Annotated in this window: 18 protein-coding genes; 6 read left to right on the top strand and 12 right to left on the bottom strand. The window is 71.6% G+C overall.

Annotated elements, in window-relative coordinates; genetic code table 11:
• Positions 1-2 precede the first annotated feature (2 nt).
• Positions 3-3,143, top strand: a complete 3,141-nt coding sequence (locus tag ACZ7PG_RS01235) for a family 43 glycosylhydrolase (protein WP_470237073.1) — start codon at positions 3-5, stop codon at positions 3,141-3,143.
• Here ACZ7PG_RS01235 and ACZ7PG_RS01240 read toward each other — a convergent pair.
• Complete coding sequence (locus ACZ7PG_RS01240) at positions 3,134-3,619, bottom strand: pyridoxamine 5'-phosphate oxidase family protein (RefSeq protein WP_470237074.1); 486 nt, start codon at positions 3,617-3,619, stop codon at positions 3,134-3,136. The two genes, ACZ7PG_RS01235 and ACZ7PG_RS01240, sit on opposite strands and share 10 nt — an antisense overlap.
• A 126-nt stretch (positions 3,620-3,745) precedes the next feature.
• Here ACZ7PG_RS01240 and ACZ7PG_RS01245 point away from each other — a divergent pair, with 126 nt between their 5' ends.
• The gene (locus ACZ7PG_RS01245) at positions 3,746-4,072 is read left to right on the top strand and encodes a hypothetical protein (protein ID WP_470237075.1); all 327 of its coding nucleotides are present in this window, start codon (positions 3,746-3,748) and stop codon (positions 4,070-4,072) included.
• 95 nt (positions 4,073-4,167) lie between these two features.
• On the opposite strand, the gene ACZ7PG_RS01250 is transcribed toward ACZ7PG_RS01245, so the two are convergent.
• The 5 genes from ACZ7PG_RS01250 to ACZ7PG_RS01270 form a co-directional block, all read right to left on the bottom strand.
• Complete coding sequence (locus ACZ7PG_RS01250) at positions 4,168-5,172, bottom strand: hypothetical protein (protein ID WP_470237076.1); 1,005 nt, start codon at positions 5,170-5,172, stop codon at positions 4,168-4,170.
• A complete protein-coding gene (locus tag ACZ7PG_RS01255; RefSeq protein ID WP_470237077.1) occupies positions 5,159-7,330 on the bottom strand; it encodes a xanthine dehydrogenase family protein molybdopterin-binding subunit in 2,172 nt (723 codons plus the stop codon). The genes ACZ7PG_RS01250 and ACZ7PG_RS01255 overlap by 14 nt, the downstream gene beginning before the upstream one ends.
• Complete coding sequence (locus ACZ7PG_RS01260) at positions 7,327-8,325, bottom strand: FAD binding domain-containing protein (protein WP_470237078.1); 999 nt, start codon at positions 8,323-8,325, stop codon at positions 7,327-7,329. Before ACZ7PG_RS01260 ends, ACZ7PG_RS01255 begins: the two co-directional genes overlap by 4 nt.
• On the bottom strand, positions 8,325-8,810 hold the full coding sequence (locus tag ACZ7PG_RS01265) for a (2Fe-2S)-binding protein (protein WP_470237079.1): 486 nt from the start codon (positions 8,808-8,810) through the stop codon (positions 8,325-8,327). Before ACZ7PG_RS01265 ends, ACZ7PG_RS01260 begins: the two co-directional genes overlap by 1 nt.
• 62 nt (positions 8,811-8,872) lie before the next feature.
• Entirely contained in the window at positions 8,873-9,754 is an 882-nt protein-coding gene (locus ACZ7PG_RS01270; RefSeq protein WP_470237080.1) for a helix-turn-helix domain-containing protein, read from the bottom strand.
• Positions 9,755-9,847: 93 nt separating this feature from the next.
• Here ACZ7PG_RS01270 and ACZ7PG_RS01275 point away from each other — a divergent pair, with 93 nt between their 5' ends.
• The 3 genes from ACZ7PG_RS01275 to ACZ7PG_RS01285 are packed head-to-tail and all read left to right on the top strand — an operon-like array spanning position 9,848 to position 12,037.
• Positions 9,848-10,351 (top strand): MarR family winged helix-turn-helix transcriptional regulator, encoded by a 504-nt coding sequence (locus tag ACZ7PG_RS01275; RefSeq protein ID WP_470237081.1) that lies wholly within the window; start codon positions 9,848-9,850, stop codon positions 10,349-10,351.
• A 43-nt stretch (positions 10,352-10,394) separates the two neighbouring features.
• On the top strand, positions 10,395-11,252 hold the full coding sequence (locus ACZ7PG_RS01280; protein ID WP_470237082.1) for a helix-turn-helix domain-containing protein: 858 nt from the start codon (positions 10,395-10,397) through the stop codon (positions 11,250-11,252).
• The gene (locus ACZ7PG_RS01285; protein WP_470237083.1) at positions 11,249-12,037 is read left to right on the top strand and encodes an SDR family NAD(P)-dependent oxidoreductase; all 789 of its coding nucleotides are present in this window, start codon (positions 11,249-11,251) and stop codon (positions 12,035-12,037) included. Before ACZ7PG_RS01280 ends, ACZ7PG_RS01285 begins: the two co-directional genes overlap by 4 nt.
• Here ACZ7PG_RS01285 and ACZ7PG_RS01290 read toward each other — a convergent pair.
• The 3 genes from ACZ7PG_RS01290 to ACZ7PG_RS01300 are packed head-to-tail and all read right to left on the bottom strand — an operon-like array spanning position 12,025 to position 14,530.
• Positions 12,025-12,423: a hypothetical protein gene (locus ACZ7PG_RS01290; protein WP_470237084.1), complete on the bottom strand. Its 399-nt coding sequence runs from the start codon at positions 12,421-12,423 to the stop codon at positions 12,025-12,027. The two genes, ACZ7PG_RS01285 and ACZ7PG_RS01290, sit on opposite strands and share 13 nt — an antisense overlap.
• A 47-nt stretch (positions 12,424-12,470) precedes the next feature.
• A complete protein-coding gene (locus tag ACZ7PG_RS01295) occupies positions 12,471-12,950 on the bottom strand; it encodes a universal stress protein (protein WP_470237085.1) in 480 nt (159 codons plus the stop codon).
• A gap of 11 nt (positions 12,951-12,961) precedes the next feature.
• Positions 12,962-14,530 carry an MDR family MFS transporter gene (locus ACZ7PG_RS01300; protein ID WP_470237086.1) on the bottom strand — a complete coding sequence of 523 codons (1,569 nt, stop codon included), beginning with the start codon at positions 14,528-14,530 and terminating at the stop codon, positions 12,962-12,964.
• Between the two features lie 90 nt (positions 14,531-14,620).
• On the opposite strand from ACZ7PG_RS01300, the gene ACZ7PG_RS01305 reads away from it, so the two are divergent.
• Positions 14,621-15,217, top strand: a complete 597-nt coding sequence (locus ACZ7PG_RS01305) for a TetR/AcrR family transcriptional regulator (RefSeq protein ID WP_470237087.1) — start codon at positions 14,621-14,623, stop codon at positions 15,215-15,217.
• Positions 15,218-15,341: 124 nt separating this feature from the next.
• Here ACZ7PG_RS01305 and ACZ7PG_RS01310 read toward each other — a convergent pair whose 3' ends face one another.
• The 3 genes from ACZ7PG_RS01310 to ACZ7PG_RS01320 all read right to left on the bottom strand — a co-directional run bounded on the left by ACZ7PG_RS01310 (position 15,342) and on the right by ACZ7PG_RS01320 (position 18,758).
• Positions 15,342-16,259 carry an ABC transporter substrate-binding protein gene (locus tag ACZ7PG_RS01310; RefSeq protein WP_470237088.1) on the bottom strand — a complete coding sequence of 306 codons (918 nt, stop codon included), beginning with the start codon at positions 16,257-16,259 and terminating at the stop codon, positions 15,342-15,344.
• Between the two features lie 76 nt (positions 16,260-16,335).
• Positions 16,336-17,625, bottom strand: a complete 1,290-nt coding sequence (locus tag ACZ7PG_RS01315; RefSeq protein WP_470237089.1) for an LLM class flavin-dependent oxidoreductase — start codon at positions 17,623-17,625, stop codon at positions 16,336-16,338.
• Positions 17,622-18,758, bottom strand: coding sequence for an LLM class flavin-dependent oxidoreductase (locus ACZ7PG_RS01320; RefSeq protein WP_470237090.1), 1,137 nt, complete (start codon positions 18,756-18,758; stop codon positions 17,622-17,624). Before ACZ7PG_RS01320 ends, ACZ7PG_RS01315 begins: the two co-directional genes overlap by 4 nt.
• Positions 18,759-18,837 lie beyond the last annotated feature (79 nt).

Below are 18,837 nucleotides of genomic sequence, written 5' to 3' on the forward strand. Positions count from 1 at the left end.
CGATGAAGTTGTTCTCCCCGCGCCGTTTCGGCGTCGTGCTGGCCGTCGTGGCCGCCCTCGTCCCTCTGGGCACCGCCGGTGCCGGTGCCGCTCCCCCGGCCAGTACCTCGCCGTCCGTACGAGATGCCGCGAGCACGCTGTCCGTGCCCGGCATCGACGACGTCCGCGGCAACCTCACCCTGCCGACCGGCGGCGCGGGCGGCACGAGCGTCGCCTGGACGTCGTCCGCTCCCGCCGTCATCACCCCGACCGGCGAGGTCACCCGGCCACCGACCGGCGCTCAGCCCGCGAAAGTCGTCCTGACCGCGAAGGTCAGCCTCGGCCGCGAGAGCACCACGCGGCGGTTCACCGCCACCGTCGTCCCGAAGCCGGCCCAGGAACCCTTGGCGGGCTACAGCTTCTTCTACTTCACCGGCGAAGGCACGTCCGACGGAGAGCAGATCTACTCGGCGCTGAGCAAGGGCAACGACCCGCTGAACTGGACCGAGCTGAACAACGGGCGGCCGGTGCTCAAGTCGAGCCTCGGCGAGCTGGGTGTGCGCGACCCGTTCATCCTGCGTTCGCCCGAGGGCGACAAGTTCTACCTGCTCGCCACCGACCTGCGGATCTACGCCGGCCGCGGCTGGGACGCCGCCCAGCGCTCCGGCAGCCGGTCGATCATGGTCTGGGAGTCCACCGACCTGGCGCACTGGTCGCGCCAGCGCAGCGTCCAGGTGTCGCCGCCCACCGCGGGCAACACGTGGGCACCGGAAGCCTCCTGGGATGCCCGGCGCGGGACCTACGTCGTGTACTGGGCCTCGAAGCTGTACGCGGAGAACGATCCGAACCACACCGGTGACAGCTACAACCGGATGATGTACGCGACCACGCGCGACTTCGTCAGCTTCAGCGCGCCGCAGGTGTGGAACGACCCGGGCTACTCGGTGATCGACTCGACGGTCATCAAGGACCAGGACACCTACTACCGCTTCACCAAGGACGAACGCAACAACACGTCGTCGACGCCGTGCAGCAAGTTCATCACCGAGGAGAAGTCCACCGACCTGCTCGACCCGCACTACGGCTTCGTCGCCGACTGCATCGGCAAGGCGACGGCCACCAGCCCCGGGCTCTCGGCCGGCGAAGGACCGACCGGGTTCAAGTCCAACACCGAGAACAAGTGGTACGTGTTCATCGACGAGTTCGGCGGCCGGGGCTACGTCCCGTTCGAGTCCACCGACCTGAACTCCGGCCGGTGGACGATGTCGGCGGGCGCGCACCTGCCCGCGTCCCCGCGGCACGGCACCGTCCTGCCGGTCACGCAGGCGGAGATGAGCCGGCTGAGCGCGCCCCCGGCGCCGGTGCGGGCCGACGCGAACGGCCTCGTCGCGCACTGGCCGCTGGACGCGAAGTCGGGCCCGGTCGCGGCCGACACCACCGGCCACGGTTACGACGGCGCCCTCGCCGGCGACGTGTCCTGGGCCGACGGTTCGCTGGCCTTCGGCGGCACGAACGGGCACGTCCAGCTGCCGAACAACCTGCTGACCGGCGCCGCCGCGGCCACCGTGTCCGCCGACGTCCTGGTCGACCCGGCCCAGCAGACGCCGTACTTCCTGTGGGGCCTGGGCAACACCGCGAAGGACGGGGCCGGCGACGGCTACCTGTTCACCACCGGCGGCACCGCGAGCGGCGGCCTGCGCGGCGCGATCGCGACCGGCAACTGGACGACCGAGCAGCAGGTGGCTTCGAGCGGCGGGCTGCCGCGCGGGGTCTGGAAGAACCTGACGCTGACCGTCGGCGACGGGGTGGCGGTGCTGTACCTCGACGGCGTCGAGGTGGCCCGCAACGCGAACGCGACGATCAAGCCGTCGGACCTCGGCGGCGGCGTCACGGCGGCGAACTACCTCGGCCGCTCGATGTACGCGGGCGACAAGTACTTCCGCGGCAAGATGAAGGACGTGCGGCTCTACGACCGGGCCCTCACCGGGCTCCAGGTCGCGACGCTGCCGTCGAACAGCACGACGATCCGGTCGGTGGAGCTGGCCTCGCTCAAGACACCGGCCGTCATCGACTCCGGCGCGTCGACTGTCGTCCTGCCGGTGCAGCCGGGGACGGATCTGCGCCGGCTGTCCCCGCGGTTCGGGCTGGCGCCGGGAGCCACGATCAAGCCCGACGCCCGGACGGTGGACCTGAGCCGGCCTCGGCAGTTCACGGTGACCGGTGCCGGCGGTGACCGTCGCGTGTGGACGATCGAGGCGCACGAGACGCGCAGTCCGGTGCTACCGGGCTACAACGCCGACCCGAACATCGTCGCCTTCGGGGACACGTACTACCTGTACCCGACGACGGACGGCTTCGACGGCTGGAGCGGCACGAAGTTCTCGGCGTGGTCGTCGAAGGACCTGGTGAACTGGACGGACGACGGCGTCATCCTCGACCTCGGCCCGGACGTGAGCTGGGCCGACAAGAACGCCTGGGCGCCGACGATCGCCCAGCGGAACGGCAAATATTACTTCTACTTCTGCGCCGAGGCCAAGATCGGGGTCGCGGTGAGCGACTCGCCGACCGGCCCGTTCGTCGACTCGGGCAAGCCGCTGATCGCGACGAACCCCGACGGCGGCCAGGCCATCGACCCGGCGGTGTTCGTCGACGCCTCCGGGCAGCCGTACCTGTACTGGGGCAACGGCAACGCGTACGTGGTGCCGCTGAACGAGGACATGGTGTCGTTCGACCCGGCGAAGATCACCCGCCTGACCGGGCTGGACGGCTTCCGCGAAGGCCTGTTCATGGCCGAGCGGAAAGGCACGTACTACCTGAGCTGGTCGATCGACGACACCCGCAGCGAGGACTACCGCGTCGGCTACGCGACGGCGCCGTCGCCGGCCGGGCCGTTCACCAACCACGGGCTGATCCTGGGCAAGGCCACCCACCTGGGCATCCTCGGCACCGGCCACAGCTCGATGCTCCAGGTCCCGGGCACCGACGACTGGTACCTGGCCTACCACCGCTTCGGCATCCCGGGCGGCGACGGCACCCACCGCGAGACGACGATCGACAAGCTGACCTTCCGCCGCGACGGCACGATCGTCCCGGTCACGCCGACGCTGGAGAGCGTGCGGCCGGAGCGCATTCCACAGTGCCGTGGGAAGGTTCGCTACAGCTGAACCCGGTGGTCCCGGGCTTCGCCGTGGAGGTCGCACGGCTGCCCGGGATCTCGCGGGCACAGGACCCACATCCGCGACGCGGTCACCGAGTACAGCCGGTAGGGCGACGCCCCGGACACGTCTTCGAGCGTCAGTTCCGAAGCACCGTCGCCGTCGCCGCGGGGATAGCTCACCAAGGCGCGGTCGAGCGCCTCCCCCGACAGCTCCCGCGCCTCGCCCACCGCGTAGACGGCTCGCCCGTGGTACGGCGCGACCGTGGAGTCGAAGACGACCAGGCTGACCCGCGGGCGCTCGGCGAGATTGCGCGAGTGCCGGGCGCCGGTCTCCGAGACCCACACGAACGTGTGATCATCGGCCGGGGCGAAGTACACCGGGGACGTCCAGGGAGCGCCGTCCTCGTCGGTCGTGCCGAGGGTGAGGTAGGCGTTCGCCGAGATCAGGGCGGCGGCGTGGGCCGCGAGGGCGTCGTCTGTCATCAGGCTCACAATCCTGCCACCCGATCGGCGAGATGGAGATCACGAGCGCGCGCGTTTACCAAGGGTGAGGCGGGGTAACCGACCGCCGTCCAGGATCTTCAGCTTCTTCGATGCAGGAGTCGTTTGATGACCAGCGTTCTCGAGAACGCCCACCCCGTCCCCGTTCCGCGCCGCCGACCGGTCGTGCCGGACGCGCTCGCCGAGCTGACCCGGCTCGCCGCGCTGGCGGAGCTCGCCCGGACCTCGTCGCCGTCTCTTATGCACCACGCGATCCTCGCCGGCACCGGCGCCGCGACGGTGGCCGCCGCCGCCGACATCGACATCGCCGAGGCGCACGTCCGGTGGCACGCGTGGGCGGAGACCGCGGTGGGCCTCGACGAGTACCTCCGCGTCCACACCGCCTTCGCCGAAGCCCTCATCGCCCGGCACGAAGCCTTCGAGGACCGACCGTGAAGACCGAAGAGACGACCCTGGCCGACCTGGAGGCGCTCGGCGACGCGGCTTCCCAGCTGCTCGCGGAGATCACCGAGCAGCTGGCCACCGTGGGGTCACGACGCTGAAGCGGGCCACCGCCGCCAGACCGCCACGTGCAGGATCACCGCGAGGCTGAGCGCGTTCAACGTCGTGTGGGTGGTCCACCCCGCGACCATCGGTTCCGGTACCCCGGCCCGGCGCGCGACCAGCGGTAGTCCGGCCGCCAGCGCCGCGGTCAGCAGCACCACCAGCACCAAGACCAGACTGCGGCCTGGCAGCGGGGTCAGCCGGATCGCGGGCCACGCCTCGAACAGCATCGCGACCACGAGCACCGACGCGATGGCCGCACCCGAGACCGGCGCGAGCCGATCCGGCGGCGCCACCGCGTACGTGATCCCGGCGCAGGCGACGACCACCGCGTGTGCCGTCGCCAGGCGGACCGCGCGCCGCCTGATGCGGGCGAACGGCCAGCCGCGCAGCGCCACGTACCAGACCATCTGCCAGGCGCCCAGCACCGCGAAGAAGGCACCGTAGTCCTCGCCCGGCACCAGGCCGGTGCGGACGAGACCCAGGTACGCGGCCAGTCCCGCGACCCAGCACACCGCCAGGGCCGCGACACCCGGCCAGCGTGAGCCGCGCCCGCGCAGCGGCCACCCTTCCCCGACCAGGGTCAGCTGCAGCATCAGCGTGAAGATGCCCGCGGCCAGCGGCACCGCCGCCGTCCCGGTGACGGCCAGCCCGAGCAGCGTCAGCGCCGCTCCCCCGGCCACGACGAGCGCCGTGTCGGACAGGCCGGACCAGCCGGCGCGCAGCAGGCTGCCCGGCCAGTCCTCCCACCAGAACGCGATCATCGCGACGATCGGCAGCGCGAACGTCACCGGCGGCCCGAGCACCTCCAGCGAGCGAGCCGGGCCGCCCGCGCCGACCGCGAGCAGCGCGGCCACCGGCAAAACGAACGCCAGCCCGATGAGCGCCCGGCGCGGCTGGTTCCGCCGGGCATCGGCCAAGGCCTCGGGCGTGAGCGCGTCCGGCTTGCAGACCGCCGGGCGATCGTCCGCGAGCTGGTCAGAGGACGTCATCGAGGCGGATCGGCAGCCGGTGGTGGCGCTTCCCGGTCGCGTGGTGGACGGCGTTCGCCACGGCCGCCGCGACCCCGACCATCGCGACCTCGCCGAGCCCCTTCACCCCGACCGGGTTGAACAGCAGGTCCGGCTCGTCCACGAACGCGACGTCGATGCGGTGGACGTCGGCGTTGACCATGATCGGGTACTCCTCGAGCGTCGAGTTGAGGAAGCCGCCGAACCGGTCGTCGGCCAGGCTCTCCTCGCGCAGCGCCCCGCCGATGCCCCACACCACGGCGCCGCGCACCTGGCTCGCCGCGGTCACCGGGCTGGCCACCCGGCCGCAGTCGACGACGCTGACCACGCGCGGCACGCGGATCCGGCACGTCGTCGGCTCGACGCGGACCTCGACGAAGTGGGCGACCCAGCTGAACGTGCTGAACTCGGGGAACACCGGTCCGGAGATGGCCAGGTGCCCGGCCTTCGCCTGGTCGAGCGCTTCGGGCGGCTGGCCGGGGCCGAGCGCGCTCGCCTCGACCTCGACCGGGTGCCCGGCACGTTCGACGGCCGCGGCGACGTCGACCTCGCCCGTGTCGGCGGCGTTGAGGTGCTTGCGCAGCTCCCGCAGTCCGGAGTGGACAGCCGGCAACGCGCTCGCCGTCCCCCACGAACCCGCGGTGAGGTGCTGCGCCGCGAACCGGGTGTCGCCGACCCGCACTTCGACGTCGTGCGGCGGGATGCCGAGATCGCGGGCCACGAGCAGCGCGATCGCCGACCGGATGCCCTGGCCCATTTCGTGGCCGTCGACGCCGACCGTGACGCGGCCGTCGGCCCCGGCGGTCAGATACGCGACCGCGGGCACGATGCTGCCCGGGTAGGTGCCCGCGGCGACGCCCCAGCCGACCAGCGAGCCGTCGTCGGCCCGCATCGAGCCGGGCTCCGGGTTCCGGTCCGCCCAGCCGAACTCTCCGGCGCCGCGGCGGAGGCACTCGGCGAGGAACCGGGTGGAGAACGGCCGTCCGGTCACCGGGTCGGTCATCGTGTCGTTGGCCAGCCGCAGCGCGACCGGGTCCTGCCCGGTGGCGTACGCCAGCTCGTCGACGGCCGACTCGAAGGCGAACATCGCCGAGCTCTCGAACGGCGCCCGCATGTAGCCCGGCGTCTGCACGTCGGTCTGGACGAGGCGGTGCCGGCCGCGGAACGCCGGGAAGCCGTAGAGCCGCGACGTCACCTCGGTGTGCATCGCCGGGAACAGGTCGTGCCGGGACGTCTGCTGGTCGACCTCGTGGACGGCGGCGAGGATCTTGCCGGACGCGTCCGCGCCGAGGCGGACGCGGTGGCGGGTGGCCGGGCGGAAGCTCCCGTTGTGGAACGTCTGGGTGCGCGCCAGCACGAGCTTGACCGGCCGCCCGAGGCGTCGCGCCACCAGGGCCAGCGGGCCGAGGTGCGGCTGGAGCGAGTTCTTCTGGCCGAAGCCGCCGCCGACGTACGGCGAGCGCACCTCGATGTCGGCCGCGTCGATGCCGAGCTGCTCGGCGAGCCCGTGCCGGAGGGCGGCCGCGTTCTGGGTGCCTTCGTGCACGACGAGCGTGTCGCCCCGCCACTCGACGACGGCGCCGTTCAGCTCCATCGGCACGGCGTGCTGCGCCGCGTACTCGTAGGTGCTGTCGATCCGGACCGGGCTCGCGTCGACGGCCGCGTCGGCGTCGCCGACCTTGATGTCGGCCAGGAACGGCAGCGGGATCGCTTCTTCCTGGACGAGGGTGGTCGCGCCCTCGGCGCCGAGGTGGACGGCGAAGGGCTCGGTGTCGTACTCGGCGGTGACGAGCTCGGCCGCCTCGGTCGCGGCGACCAAGGTCTCCGCGACGACCAGGGCGATCGGCTGGCCGCGGTAGGCGATGTGGTCGTCCAGCAGCGGCTGCAGGCTCTGGAAGGAGAACCCGCCGCCCATGATGAACCCGGCGCCGCGCAGCTCGTCGGCGTCGAAGCGGGTGACGGTGAGCAGGACGCCCGGCACGGCTTCCGCCGCGGCGGTGTCCACACGGGACACCCGGCCGCGGCCGATCCGGGCCACCGCGAGCGTCGCGTAGACGACGCCATCGGGAACGCGGTCGGTCCCGTAGACGGCCTGGCCGGTGACCTTTTCGTGGGCGTCCACCCGGCGTGTGTCGGTCATCGGGAGGCCCTTTCCGCGGCGATGCGCACCGCGTCGGCGACGGTGCGGATGCCCAGCTCGACCCGGAATCCGTTGGAGGTGCCGGGCCGCGCGCCGGCGAACGCGACCTCCCCGGCGTGGCGGGCGGCCTCGGGCGTCAGCGGCGCTCCCCGCAGGGTCCGTTCGGCGTCTTCGGCGCGCCACGGGCGGGTGGCGACGCCACCGAGCGCGATCCGGCAGTCCCCGATGACGCCGTCCTCGACGGTCAGCGCGACCGCGGCCGAGGCGAGCGCGAAGGCGTAGGACTCGCGGTCGCGGATCTTCAGGTAGGTGGAGCCGCGGCCGGCGGGCGTCGCCGGGACGCGGATCCGCAGGATCAGCTCGTCGGGGTCGAGCGTGTGCTCGCGCGTCGGGTCGTCGCCCGGCTCGACGTGCAGTTCCGCCAGGGGAACCGTGCGCTCGCCGCGAGGGCCGACGACGTCGACGACCGCGTCGAAGGCGAGCAGCGCGATGGCCCAGTCACCGGGGTAGGTCGCGATGCACGCGTCGCTCGCGCCGAGCAGCGCGTGGGTGCGGTCGTGACCCTCGAGCGCGGCGCAGCCGGAGCCGGGCTCGCGCTTGTTGCACGGGAACTCCGGGCCGCCGCGGAAGTAGCCGCACCGGGTGCGCTGCAACAGGTTCCCGCCGACGCTGGCCATGTTCCGCAGCTGCTGCGACGCGGCCCGCCAGAGCGATTCGGACAGGGCCGGGTACTCGTCGCGGACGACCGGGTGGTCGGCGACGTCGGCCATCCGGGCCCCGGCGCCGAAGACCAGCTCGTCCGCGCCGGTCTCGATGGTGGTCAGCTCGGGCAGCCGGTGCACGTCGACGACGACGGGCGGGGTCTCGATGCCGAGCTTCATGAGGTCGTAGAGCGTCGTGCCGCCGGCGAGCACCTTGGTGCCGGGCGCGGCGTCACGGAGGGCGTCGACGGCGTCGGCGACGCTGCCGGGCGCGACGTAGGCGAAGGGACGCATCAGCCCTCCCTGGTTGCTTCGGCGGCTTGGCGGACCGCGGCGACGATGCCGACGTAGGCCCCGCAGCGGCAGAGGTTGCCGCTCAGGTACTCACGGATCTGGTCGTCGTCGGCCGTGTGGCCTTCGGCGATGCAGGCGAGGCCGGACATGATCTGGCCGGGCGTGCAGTAGCCGCACTGCAGCGCGTCGTGGTCGACGAAGGCCTGCTGGAGGGGGTGCAGCGCGCCGCCGGGGCCGGCTACGCCTTCGATGGTGGTGACGTTCTGCCCGGCGGCCTGCACGGCGGGGGTCAGGCAGGAGACCACGCGCCGCCCGTCGAGGTGGACGGTGCACGCGCCGCAGTGGCCCTGGTCGCAGCCCTTCTTGGTGCCGGTCAGGCCGAGCCGTTCCCGCAGCACGTCGAGCAGCGACTCCCGCGGGTCGAGCTCGAGCCGGACGGCCTCGCCGTTCACGGTCGCTTCGACGGTGGTTTCTGGAGTGGACACCCGGCGACGCTAGCCCCGCGCGGGGCGGGAGCGCTTTCCCGTGGTTGCTGCCGGGCGGTCGTTTATTGCTGGTGCCGCACGGTCGCCCGGTATCCGGAAGGCGAGAGTCCGATTTGGGCCCGGAACGCCGAAGCGAACCGCGACGGCGTCGCGAATCCGCACGTCTGCGCGATTTCCGTGACGGAGAGCTCGCCGCGTTCCAGGTGCCGGCAGGCCCGTTCGACCCGCACGCGGGTCAGGAACCGGTACGGCGTCTGGCCGGTCGCCGTCTTGAAGACGCGCAGGAAGTGAAACGGGCTCAGCTCCGCCGCGGCCGCCATGTCCCCCAGGCTCAGCGGAAGGTGGTGGTTCTCCCGGATGAACTGCACCGCTCGCCGCGTCCGCAGCTCGTCGCGTCCGAGTTCACGCGGTGTGGGCGCTTCACCGTGGCGGGTCAGCAGGTGGACGGCGAGGAAGGTGGCGGCCGACTCGGCGTAGAGCTCGTCGGCCCCGGCGAGGGCGGCGGCTTTGAGCCCTTCCATGACGGACGCGAGAACGGGGTCCTCGACGGCGAGCGTGTCCGGCCGGCCGAGCCGGGTGGCGTCCCGGCCCCAGAGCTCGAGGGCGGTGCGGTCGATCAGCGCTCCGGGAAGGTGCACATGCGTCGTTTGCAGCCGATCCGTTCCGCACCAGCGGATCCGCGTCGGATGCCCGGGCGCGGTCATCCCGATCGAGCCGGGCCGGTAGCCCGCCCGCCGCCAGCGCGAGCCGTGCGACGACTCGATGGTGGTGGTCCCCTGAGTGACCAGCACGATCGTCTGATCACCGACGGGCGGCAGGTCGAGCTCGGCTTCCTCGGCGTTGTCCAGCAGCCGCACGAGCACACCGGACCAGCCGTTGTCCCGGCGGCTGCACAGCCGCACCCGGGCAGCGGCCCCGGGATCGAAGGTCAACGCCTCGGACACACGACTCCACGGTGGGGCTCCGGCCGAATACCGACGTGTCGACACTAACAGCCCGGGTCCTTGGAGGTTCGAATTTGAACTATGGTGGGAAACATGGGCGGGTTGAGTGCGGAGCAGCAGCGAGCATGGACCGCGTTGCGCACGACGTACGCCCTGCTGCACCAGCGCATGGACCACCACCTCAAGCGCGAGTCGGGGTTGTCGCACCTGCAGTACGAGATCCTGGCCCGGTTGGCGTCGGCCCCGGAGCGGGAGCTGCGGATGGCTTCGCTGGCGTGCGCGGTGGGTGGGTCCAAGAGTGGGTTGACGTATCAGGTCGGGCAGCTGGAGCGGGCGGGGCTGGTTCAGCGGCGGACTTGCCCTGGTGATGTGCGGGCGGTTTACGCGGTGCTGACGGAGGAGGGCGTCTCCCGGGTCACGGCGGCGGAGGCGGGGTATGTCGGGTTGGTTCGTGAGCTGCTGGTGGATGTATTGACTCCGGAGCAGCTGCGGGTGCTGGCCGATGGGCTGGGTGAGGCGAACCGCCGGATGCGGGATTCCGGGGTATCCGAACAACTCGCATCTCCGGAAACAGAGCCCCCGCACTCCTGGGAGTGACAGGACCAGGCACAACCCCCCGACCCGACCTACAGTCGAAAGCATGACCACCGAGCCGAACCTCCTGGGCGACCACCTCCGCGCCCGCCGGGAGCTGCTCACCCCCGCGCAGGCCGGCCTCACCGTCGCCGGTGTGCGGCGGGTTCCCGGGCTGCGGCGGGAAGAAGTCGCCATGCTGGCCGGCATCAGTGCCGACTACTACCTCCGTCTCGAACAAGGCCGCGACCGCAACCCGTCCAGGTCGGTCCTCGAATCCCTGGCCCGCGTACTGCAGCTCGACGACGACACCACGGCCTACCTCATCAGCCTCGCCGAGGCGAAACCCCGGCGCCCGCGGCGGCGGAAGGAGACCGTCCCGCCGAGCATCGTCAAGTTCCTCGCGGCACTCCCACTTCCCGCGTTCGTCGAAGGCCGGTACCTCGACGTGCTGGCCGCCAACCCGCTCGCCGCGGCCGTCTCGCCCCGGCTTGTCGTCGGCGCCAACCGGCTGCGGGATGTCTTCCTCGATCCCGCCGAGCAAGCGCTCTTCCCCGAATGGGAGCTCGCCACACGAGGACTCGTCGCCGGCTTCCGGCAGTCAGTCGGCACCGAAACCAGTGACCCACGGTTCATCGAGCTCGTCGGCGAGCTTTCCCTGGCCAGCCCCCGGTTCCGTGAACTCTGGGCGCGTCATGACGTCGCGAACCGGCGGGGTGCGACCGTGCGGTTCGACCACCCCGTCGTCGGCGAACTGGTGCTGAACCGGGAAAAGCTGCTCGTCAGCGAGGCCCCGGGACTCGTGCTCGCCGTCTACCACCCCGATCCCGGCACCGACGCCGCCGACAAGCTGGCCCTCCTCGGCTCCGCGAGCCTGCCCGCCGCCACCACCCGTACGACCACCGAACAGGACAACCACGCATGAGCAAGCTCGCACTCGTCACCGGCGCCACCTCCGGGATCGGCCGGGCGTTCGCCGACCGTCTGGCCGCCGATGGTCACGACCTCGTGCTCGTCGGACGGCGGCAGGAACGCCTCGACGAGTTCGCCGCCGCCCACCCCGAGGTCAAGGTCCGTGCCGTCGCCGCCGATCTCTCCACCGATGACGGCATCGACGCCGTCGCGGAGATCGCCGCCACCGAGCCGCTCGACCTGCTCGTCAACAACGCCGGCGTCGCGCACTACATGCCGCTGGCCGACCTGCCCGCCGACAAGGCCCGCGAACTGGTCAAGGTCAAGGTGCTCGCCCCCACGATGCTCGCGCGCGCCGCCGTCGCCGGCATGCAGGAACGCGGCCGGGGTGCCATCGTCAACGTCGCGGGCATGATCGCCTTCAGCGGTCCGGCGCCCCACTCGCAGATGCCGCGGCGCGCCGTCTACGCCGGCTCCCTGGCCCACCTGGTCACGCTGTCGCAGACGCTGAGCGCCGAGCTCGAAGGCACCGGTGTCCAGGTCCAGGTGGTGTGCCCCGGCGTCGTCGCGACGGAGTTCCACGAGCGCCAAGGCCTGGACCTGAGCGCGATCCCGCGGATGAGTGCGGCCGACGTCGTGTCCGCCTCGCTGCGCGGCCTGGAGCTCGGCGAGGTCGTCTGCGCCCCCGGTGTCGAGGACACGGGCCTCCTCGACGCCGTGTTCCGGGCCGACCTCGCCGCTTTCGCGGGCCAGCGCACGGAACTCGCCGGCCGCTACCGGGACGCTCAGATCTCGTAGGTGACCATCGCGAGCCCGACGTTGACGCTCTTGACCCGGATCTCCAGCAGCGACAACGTGTTCGCGGGCCAGCTCACCCGTCCCGTGGCTCCCTTGCCGCAGCCGAGGGACTCCCACGGGCGGGGCTGGCGGACGCTGCCCATCCGGCCGTCCACGCAGCCGCGCTGCTGCGTGCCCGCCTCCACGAACCACGTGACCTCGATGTACCCGCGCCACTGCGGCGGGCTGGTGAAGCTGCACGGTTTGGACACCGCGCCCCACTTCCCGGGGAACCCCACCGCGTTGCCGCGGCAGAAGACGTCCGAGCGGGTCGACGCGGCGGCCGGGACCGACAGCGACACCAGGGTGAGCAGGGCGACGACCAGAACTCCCCAAGATCGTTTCATCGTTCGAGGCTAGCGCCGTCGCGCGCTTTTCCCTGTCACTCGAACGGTTAGGGAACCACCAGCACCGGCCAGTGACCCGCCCGGATGAGTTTCGTCGCGACCGAACCCGCGAAGCGGTGGCCCGCCTTCTGGGACGCGCCGACCACGACGGTGTCGGCCTGGCAGCGGTCGGCCGTGTCGCGCAAGGCCGTGTACGGGTCTCCGAACGTCTTGACCAGCGTCACCGCCACGCGGAGTTCCTCGGCCGCGTCACGCATCTGGTCACGCAGTTCGGCGTAGAGGTGCGTCGCCGTGTCGTGTTCCAGCACCGTGGCCACCGCCGGGCGGAGCGGGGCCAGCGGTGCCGGGCACGCCACGAAGACGACGATGAGCCGGCTGCCCTGGCGGCGTGCCATGCCGAAGGCGAACGCCGCCGCCCGCATGGCCGTGTCCGTGCCGTCGATGCCGGCCAGGATGGCCCGCGCCGGGACTTCGCGGCGCGGGCCGAACCGCTCCACAGTGGACTCGAAGGCTCCGGGGCCGCCCATCGTCGTCTCCCCTAGCGCGCTACTGCGCCGGAAACCGGCTCATCGGTCTTCTCCGCCACGTCGATGGTGGTGCGCAACGTGATCGGCTTCAGGAACAGGGCCGCGATCACCCCGACGACGGCCACCGCCGCGGAGATCAGGAAGATGTGCGCGGTCGCGTCGCCGTAGACGGTGTGCACCACCGCCTGCACCTGCGGCGGCAGCGCCTTGAGGTTCAGCGCGCTGACCCCGCCGGTCGACGCCTGCCCGGCCGGCACGTGCAGCGCCGCGGCGAGGTCGGCGGAGACGCGGTTCGCCAGCACCGCGCCGAGCACCGAGACGCCGATCGTGCCGCCGAGCGACCGGAAGAACGTCACCGACGCGCTCGCCGCGCCGAGGTCGCGCAGCGGGACGTCGTTCTGCACGGCCAGCACGAGGTTCTGCATCGTCATGCCGACACCGATGCCGACGACCGCCATCGCGATGCCGACGATCCACAGTGGCGTCGCGTGGTGGACCGTGCCCAGCCCGAGGAAGCCGAGCACGAGGATCACCGCGCCGGAGACGATGTACGGCTTGATCTTCCCGGTGCGGCTGATCAGGCGTCCGGACACCGTCGAGGACACGAGCACGCCAGCCATCAGCGGCATGGTCAGCAGGCCGGCTTCGGTGGGCGTGTACCCGCGGCCGATCTGGAAGTACTGGCCGAGGAACACCGCGCCGCCGAACATCGCCATGCCCACCGCGAGGCTCGCGACGATCGCCAGCGCGGGTGTCCGCTGGACGACGATGTGCAGCGGCACCACGGGTTCGCGGACCTTCTTCTCCACCACCACGGCGACCGCGAGCAGCACGATCCCGGCCGCGACCATGACGGCGGTCGGCCACGACAGCCAGTCGAAGGTGTTGCCCACGAAGGACACCCAGATGAGCAGGACGCTCACACCGGCGGCGATGAGACCGGCGCCGACGTAGTCGACGCGGACGTTCTCGCGGCGGACGGTCTCCAGCTTCAGCGTGCGCTGCAGCACGACGAACGCGAGCACCGCGATCGGCACGCCGACGAAGAAGCACCAGCGCCAGCCGAGCCACGGCACGTCGACGATGAGGCCGCCGAGCAGCGGGCCACCGACCGTCGCGACGGCCATGACGGCGCCGAGGTAGCCGTTGTAGCGGCCGCGTTCCCGCGGCGGGATGATCGCGGCGATCACGACCTGGACCAGCGCCTGCAGGCCGCCGACGCCGATGCCCTGGAACGCCCGCGCGGCGATCAGCTGCCCGGTGTCCTGGCTGAACCCGCTGATCATCGACCCGGCCACGAAGATCACGATCGCGACCTGGACCAGCGTCTTCTTGTTGAACAGGTCGGCGAGCTTGCCCCAGATCGGGGTGGTGGCCGTGGCGGCCAGCAGGGTGGCCGTGACGACCCAGGTGTACTGCGTCTGGCTGCCGTTCAGCGAGCCGATGATCAGCGGCAGCGACGTCGACACGACGGTCGAGCTGATCATGGCCACGAACAGCGCGAGCAGCAGCCCGGACAGGGACTCGAGCACCTCGCGGTGCCGCATCGACCCGGACGAGCCGGTTGTTTCGGACTTCATGGGATCCCTTCGCACGTTCCGGACCATCATTGCCCACTGGGCAAACTTGCACAATGGGCAATCTATTCCCCGGTCGCTACGCTGGGTCGCATGGACACCCTCGACACGCTCCGCACCCGCAAGAAGGCGGCGACGCGGCAGTCGTTGCACGAGGCCGCGCTGCACCTGGCGATGGAGCGCGGGCTGGACGGCGTGACGGTCGAGGACATCGCCGACGCGGTCGGCGTGTCCCGCCGGACGTTCTCGAACTACTTCACGAACAAGGAAGACGCGATCCTGCACGCCGACCGCGAGCGGACGGGCATGCTGGTGTCCCTGGTGTCCGGCCGGCCGGCGGAGGAGCAGCCGTGGCAGGCGCTGCGGAAGGCCAGCCGCGAGCTGTACCACGGGCGGGAGGTCCCGGATCGGGAGTGGGTGGCGCAGCTGCGGTTGCTGCGGCGGCACCCGTCGCTGCTCGCGCAGCAGGCCGGCGACCAGATCACGTTGGAACGGGACCTGGCCGCGGTGCTGGTCGCCCGGGGGCACGACCTCGACGAGGCATTGGCGCGTCTGATGACGGCGACGTTCCTCGCGGCCGTGCGGACGGCGAGTGTGCTGTGGCTGGAGGATTCGGCGGAGCGGTCACTGCCGGATCTGGTGGAGGAGCTGCTGGGCCGGGTCAGCTTCAGCTCGGGCGGAACGCCTTGAGCAGGGCGTCCGCGTAACTTCCGGTCAGCGGCGGCCGGCCGCGGACGGCCACGACCCCCGCCAGACGCCCGGGTGAAGCACCCCGGCTCGTGCGGGCCGGAACCCGCACGAGCCGAGGCCGGGATCAGGCCAGACCCTGCTGTGCCAGCCAGTCCTTCGCCACGTCCGCGGCCTTCTCGCCTTCGGAGTCGACGCGCTTGTTCAGCTCGCGCATCCCCTCCGTCGTGAGCTTCGCGCTCACCGCGTTGACCGCGGCCGTGAAGTCCGCGCCGCGCTCGTCGAGGACCTTCTTGGTCACCGCCGGGACCACGTTCTCGGTCGGCACCATCGCCAGGTCGTCCTTCAGCGCGACGTACTTCGGGTCGCCGGCCAGCGGGCTCACCGAGTCGACCGGGATGACCGTGACCGCGCCGGAGTCGAGCTGCTGCGCCCGCGGGCCGAGCTCCTGGACCGTCTGGAACGTCGCGTTCGTCAGCTTGTAGACGTCCGTGAAGCCCTTGAAGCACGTCAGCCGCTTCTCGCACTCCGGGCCACCGGCCAGGACGACCTTGTCGAGCTTCTTCAGGTCGCCGATGGTCGCGAGGCCCTTCGACTGCGCGAGGTCGGCCTTCACGATGTAGGTGTTCTTGTCTTCGGCCGCGGCGTAGTCCAGCAGCGAGACGCCGCTCGGCTCGAGCAGCTTCGCCAGCTGCTCGTGCTCGCCCTTGGCGTCCTTCACCGGGTCCGCGCCGAACCCGGCGGCGATCGCCGAGCCCTGGTACTCCGGGATGAACTGCAGCTCACCTGACTTCAGCGACGGGTAGATCAGTTCCCTCGAGCCCAGGTTCAGCTTGCGCGTCACCGGATAGCCCTTGGCTTCCAGGGCCTGCGCGTAGATCTCGGCCAGGATCTGGCTGTCGGTGAAGTTGAAGGACGCGACGACGATCGGCGCCCCGCCCTTGCCCGCCGCGGCGGGCTTGTCGTCCCCACCGCCGCACGCCGTCAGGCCCAGAGCGGCCACCGCCACCAGCGCGGCCACTCGGATGTTCCGGGTCCAGCCCACGTCCCACACTCCTCAGTCAAGATCGGACGGTCTCCGACCCTAGCCAGACCCACCGACAGAAACCACATACTGGGATTCACGAAGCGAGGTGCTCACGCAGTGTCGAGCCCGCGTATTCGGTGCGGTACCGGCCCTTGCGCTGCAGGATCGGCACCACGTGGTCGACGAACGCGGTCAGCTCGTAGGGCAGCGTCGATCCCATGATGGTGAACCCGTCGACCGCGCCGGCGTCCTGCCAGGTGAGCACGTGGTCGGCGAGCTGCTCGGGCGTCCCGACGAAGTGGACCTGCCCGGCTCCCCCGGTGATCGCCGCCGCGATCTCGCGCAGCGGGGCGTCCGGACGCTCCCGGGCCGCCGCCGCGAGCTGCTGCAGGCGCGAAGACCCGCCTTCGGCCCGCAGCTCGGCGGGCAGCGGGGCGTCCGGGTCGAACGCGTCCGGGTCGAGACCGGCGGTGTACAGCGCGTTCTGCCAGCGGAACTCCGGGCTGGCCAGCTCCTCGAGCCGCTCCGCCCCGGCCTTCGCTTCGGCCTCGGTGCCACCGAGGGTCACCATCAGCGCGGGCAGGACGCGCACCCGCCGAGGGTCCCGGCCCGCCGCGACGACCTGGGCATCCAGCTCGGCGCGGAACTTCACCGCCGCCTCCAGCGACGGCGGCCCGGAGAACACCAGCTCCGCGTACCGGGCGGCGAGCCCGATCCCGGCGGCCGACTGTCCCGCCTGGACGAGCACCGGGTGGCCCTGCGGCGACCGCGGGAACGGCAAGACGCCTTCGACGTCGTAGAACTTGCCGTGGAAGCGCGGCGCGTGCAGCTTGGCGCGGTCGGCCCAGACGCCGTTCTCGCGGTCGCCGACGATCGCGTCGTCGTCCCAGCTGTCCCACGACCGGGTGACGACGTCGACGAACTCGTGCGCGCGCTCGTACCGGTCGGCGTGGTCGGGGTGGGCCTTCTCGCCGAAGTTCGCGGCGGCGAGCGAGGTGATGGTGGTGACGATGTTCCAGCCGGCGCGCCCGCCGCTGAGGTGATCGAGCGTGGCGAACCGGCGGGCCAGCTCCCACGGCTTGTTGTAGGTCGTCGAGCCCGTCCCGATCAGGCCGATCTTCTCGGTGACCGCGGCCAGCGCCGACAGCACCGAGATCGGGTCGAACTGCGTCTGCGGCAGGTGGGTGGCGCGGTACTCGGCGATGGCGATGTTGTCGGCCAGGAAGATCGAGTCCATCAGGCCGCGCTCGGCCGTCTTCGCGATGTTCGCGTAGTACGGCAGCCCGAGCACCCCGCGGACGTCGTCCTCGACGACCCGCCACGCGGACTCGTGGTAGCCGTTCGGCCAGATGAACGCGTTGAAGTGCAGGGAATCTCCGGTCACAGCGCGGCTCCTTCGATGGTGGCGGCCGCGTCGGCGGCGGTGCGCCCGTGGACGGCGGGGCGGCCGCCGTACGGGTCCTGGTCCGTCCAGAGTGCCGTGGGCGCGGCCGCGCGCACCACGGGGACGACTTCGGCGGCGAAGCGCTCGAGCATGGCGAGCTGCTGCTCGTGCGGCAGCATGGTCGGCAGGCTGAAGGACTGCAGGTCGTGCCCGAACGCCTCGTGCCACCACAGGATCTTCTCGGCGATCTGCTGCGGGCTGCCGACCAGCACCGGCCCGCGCGCGATCGCGTCGTCGATGGTCGGGAACTCCATCGCGTTGCCCGGCGTGTGGTTCCCGGGCTGGTTGAAGAAGGCGACGATCTTCTCGTAGGTCGGGCCGGACGCCTCCCGCGCCTCCTGCGTCGTGTCGGCCAGGTAGAGGAAGCCCGCCCCGGCGCCGACGAAGGCGAACCGCGGGTCGTGGCCGTGCTCGGCGTACTGCTTGCGGTAGTGCTCGATCAGGACGGTGTAGTTGTCGCGCGGCTGGATCGCGTTGGCCGAGAAGAGCGGGTCGCCCCACTTCGCGGCGAGCTCGGCCGAGGTCGCGGTGGTCGCCGAGCCGTGCCAGATCCGCGGCGCGCCGGCGAACGGGCGGGGCAGGCTGGTCACCTCGGCCAGCGGGCCGCGGAACCGGCCCTCCCAGGTGACGTCCTCTTCGCGCCAGAGCCGGCGCAGCAGCTCGTACTTCTCGGCGAGCGCGTCCCACTGGTCGCCGTTCGTGATGCCGAACATCGGCAGCTGGCGCAGCTCGTTGCCCTTGCCGATCACCAGCTCGAGCCGGCCGCGCGAGAGCTGGTCGACGGTGGCGTAGTCCTCGGCCACCCGCAGCGGGTCGTGCACCGACAGGACAGAGACGCCGGTCTGGATCCGGACCCGGCTCGTCGTCGCGGCGATCGCGCCCAGCAGCACGGTGACGCCGCTGCTCAGGAAGTGACCCGCGTGCCGTTCACCGAGCGCGACGGCGTCGAAGCCGAACTCCTCCGCGTACCGCGCCGACGTCAACGCCTGGGAGAAACGCTCGTCGGGGCGGACCAGCCGGCCGGTCACCGGGTTGGTCAGGTGGGGCAGGATGTCCAGAACCTGGAATCTCATGGGGTGGCTCCGTGCTCGCGCTTGTCCGTTCCTGGTCAAGCCCGATCTTCGCGAAGCTATTCCCGGACGCGCGCGCGTT

The sequence above is a fragment of the Amycolatopsis sp. NPDC114504 genome (genome assembly GCF_055633595.1).

Bases quoted from the DNA above. Each gene is read 5' to 3' on its own strand.
- ACZ7PG_RS01245 (WP_470237075.1), top strand. From the start codon at position 3,746: ATGACCAGCGTTCTCGAGAACGCCCACCCCGTCCCCGTTCCGCGCCGC.
- ACZ7PG_RS01235 (WP_470237073.1), top strand. From the start codon at position 3: ATGAAGTTGTTCTCCCCGCGCCGTTTCGGCGTCGTGCTGGCCGTCGTG.
- ACZ7PG_RS01285 (WP_470237083.1), top strand. From the start codon at position 11,249: ATGAGCAAGCTCGCACTCGTCACCGGCGCCACCTCCGGGATCGGCCGG.
- ACZ7PG_RS01255 (WP_470237077.1), bottom strand. From the start codon at position 7,330: ATGACCGACACACGCCGGGTGGACGCCCACGAAAAGGTCACCGGCCAG.
- ACZ7PG_RS01305 (WP_470237087.1), top strand. From the start codon at position 14,621: ATGGACACCCTCGACACGCTCCGCACCCGCAAGAAGGCGGCGACGCGG.
- ACZ7PG_RS01240 (WP_470237074.1), bottom strand. From the start codon at position 3,619: ATGACAGACGACGCCCTCGCGGCCCACGCCGCCGCCCTGATCTCGGCG.
- ACZ7PG_RS01295 (WP_470237085.1), bottom strand. From the start codon at position 12,950: ATGGGCGGCCCCGGAGCCTTCGAGTCCACTGTGGAGCGGTTCGGCCCG.
- ACZ7PG_RS01260 (WP_470237078.1), bottom strand. From the start codon at position 8,325: ATGCGTCCCTTCGCCTACGTCGCGCCCGGCAGCGTCGCCGACGCCGTC.
- ACZ7PG_RS01300 (WP_470237086.1), bottom strand. From the start codon at position 14,530: ATGAAGTCCGAAACAACCGGCTCGTCCGGGTCGATGCGGCACCGCGAG.
- ACZ7PG_RS01250 (WP_470237076.1), bottom strand. From the start codon at position 5,172: ATGACGTCCTCTGACCAGCTCGCGGACGATCGCCCGGCGGTCTGCAAG.
- ACZ7PG_RS01280 (WP_470237082.1), top strand. From the start codon at position 10,395: ATGACCACCGAGCCGAACCTCCTGGGCGACCACCTCCGCGCCCGCCGG.
- ACZ7PG_RS01290 (WP_470237084.1), bottom strand. From the start codon at position 12,423: ATGAAACGATCTTGGGGAGTTCTGGTCGTCGCCCTGCTCACCCTGGTG.
- ACZ7PG_RS01275 (WP_470237081.1), top strand. From the start codon at position 9,848: ATGGGCGGGTTGAGTGCGGAGCAGCAGCGAGCATGGACCGCGTTGCGC.
- ACZ7PG_RS01320 (WP_470237090.1), bottom strand. From the start codon at position 18,758: ATGAGATTCCAGGTTCTGGACATCCTGCCCCACCTGACCAACCCGGTG.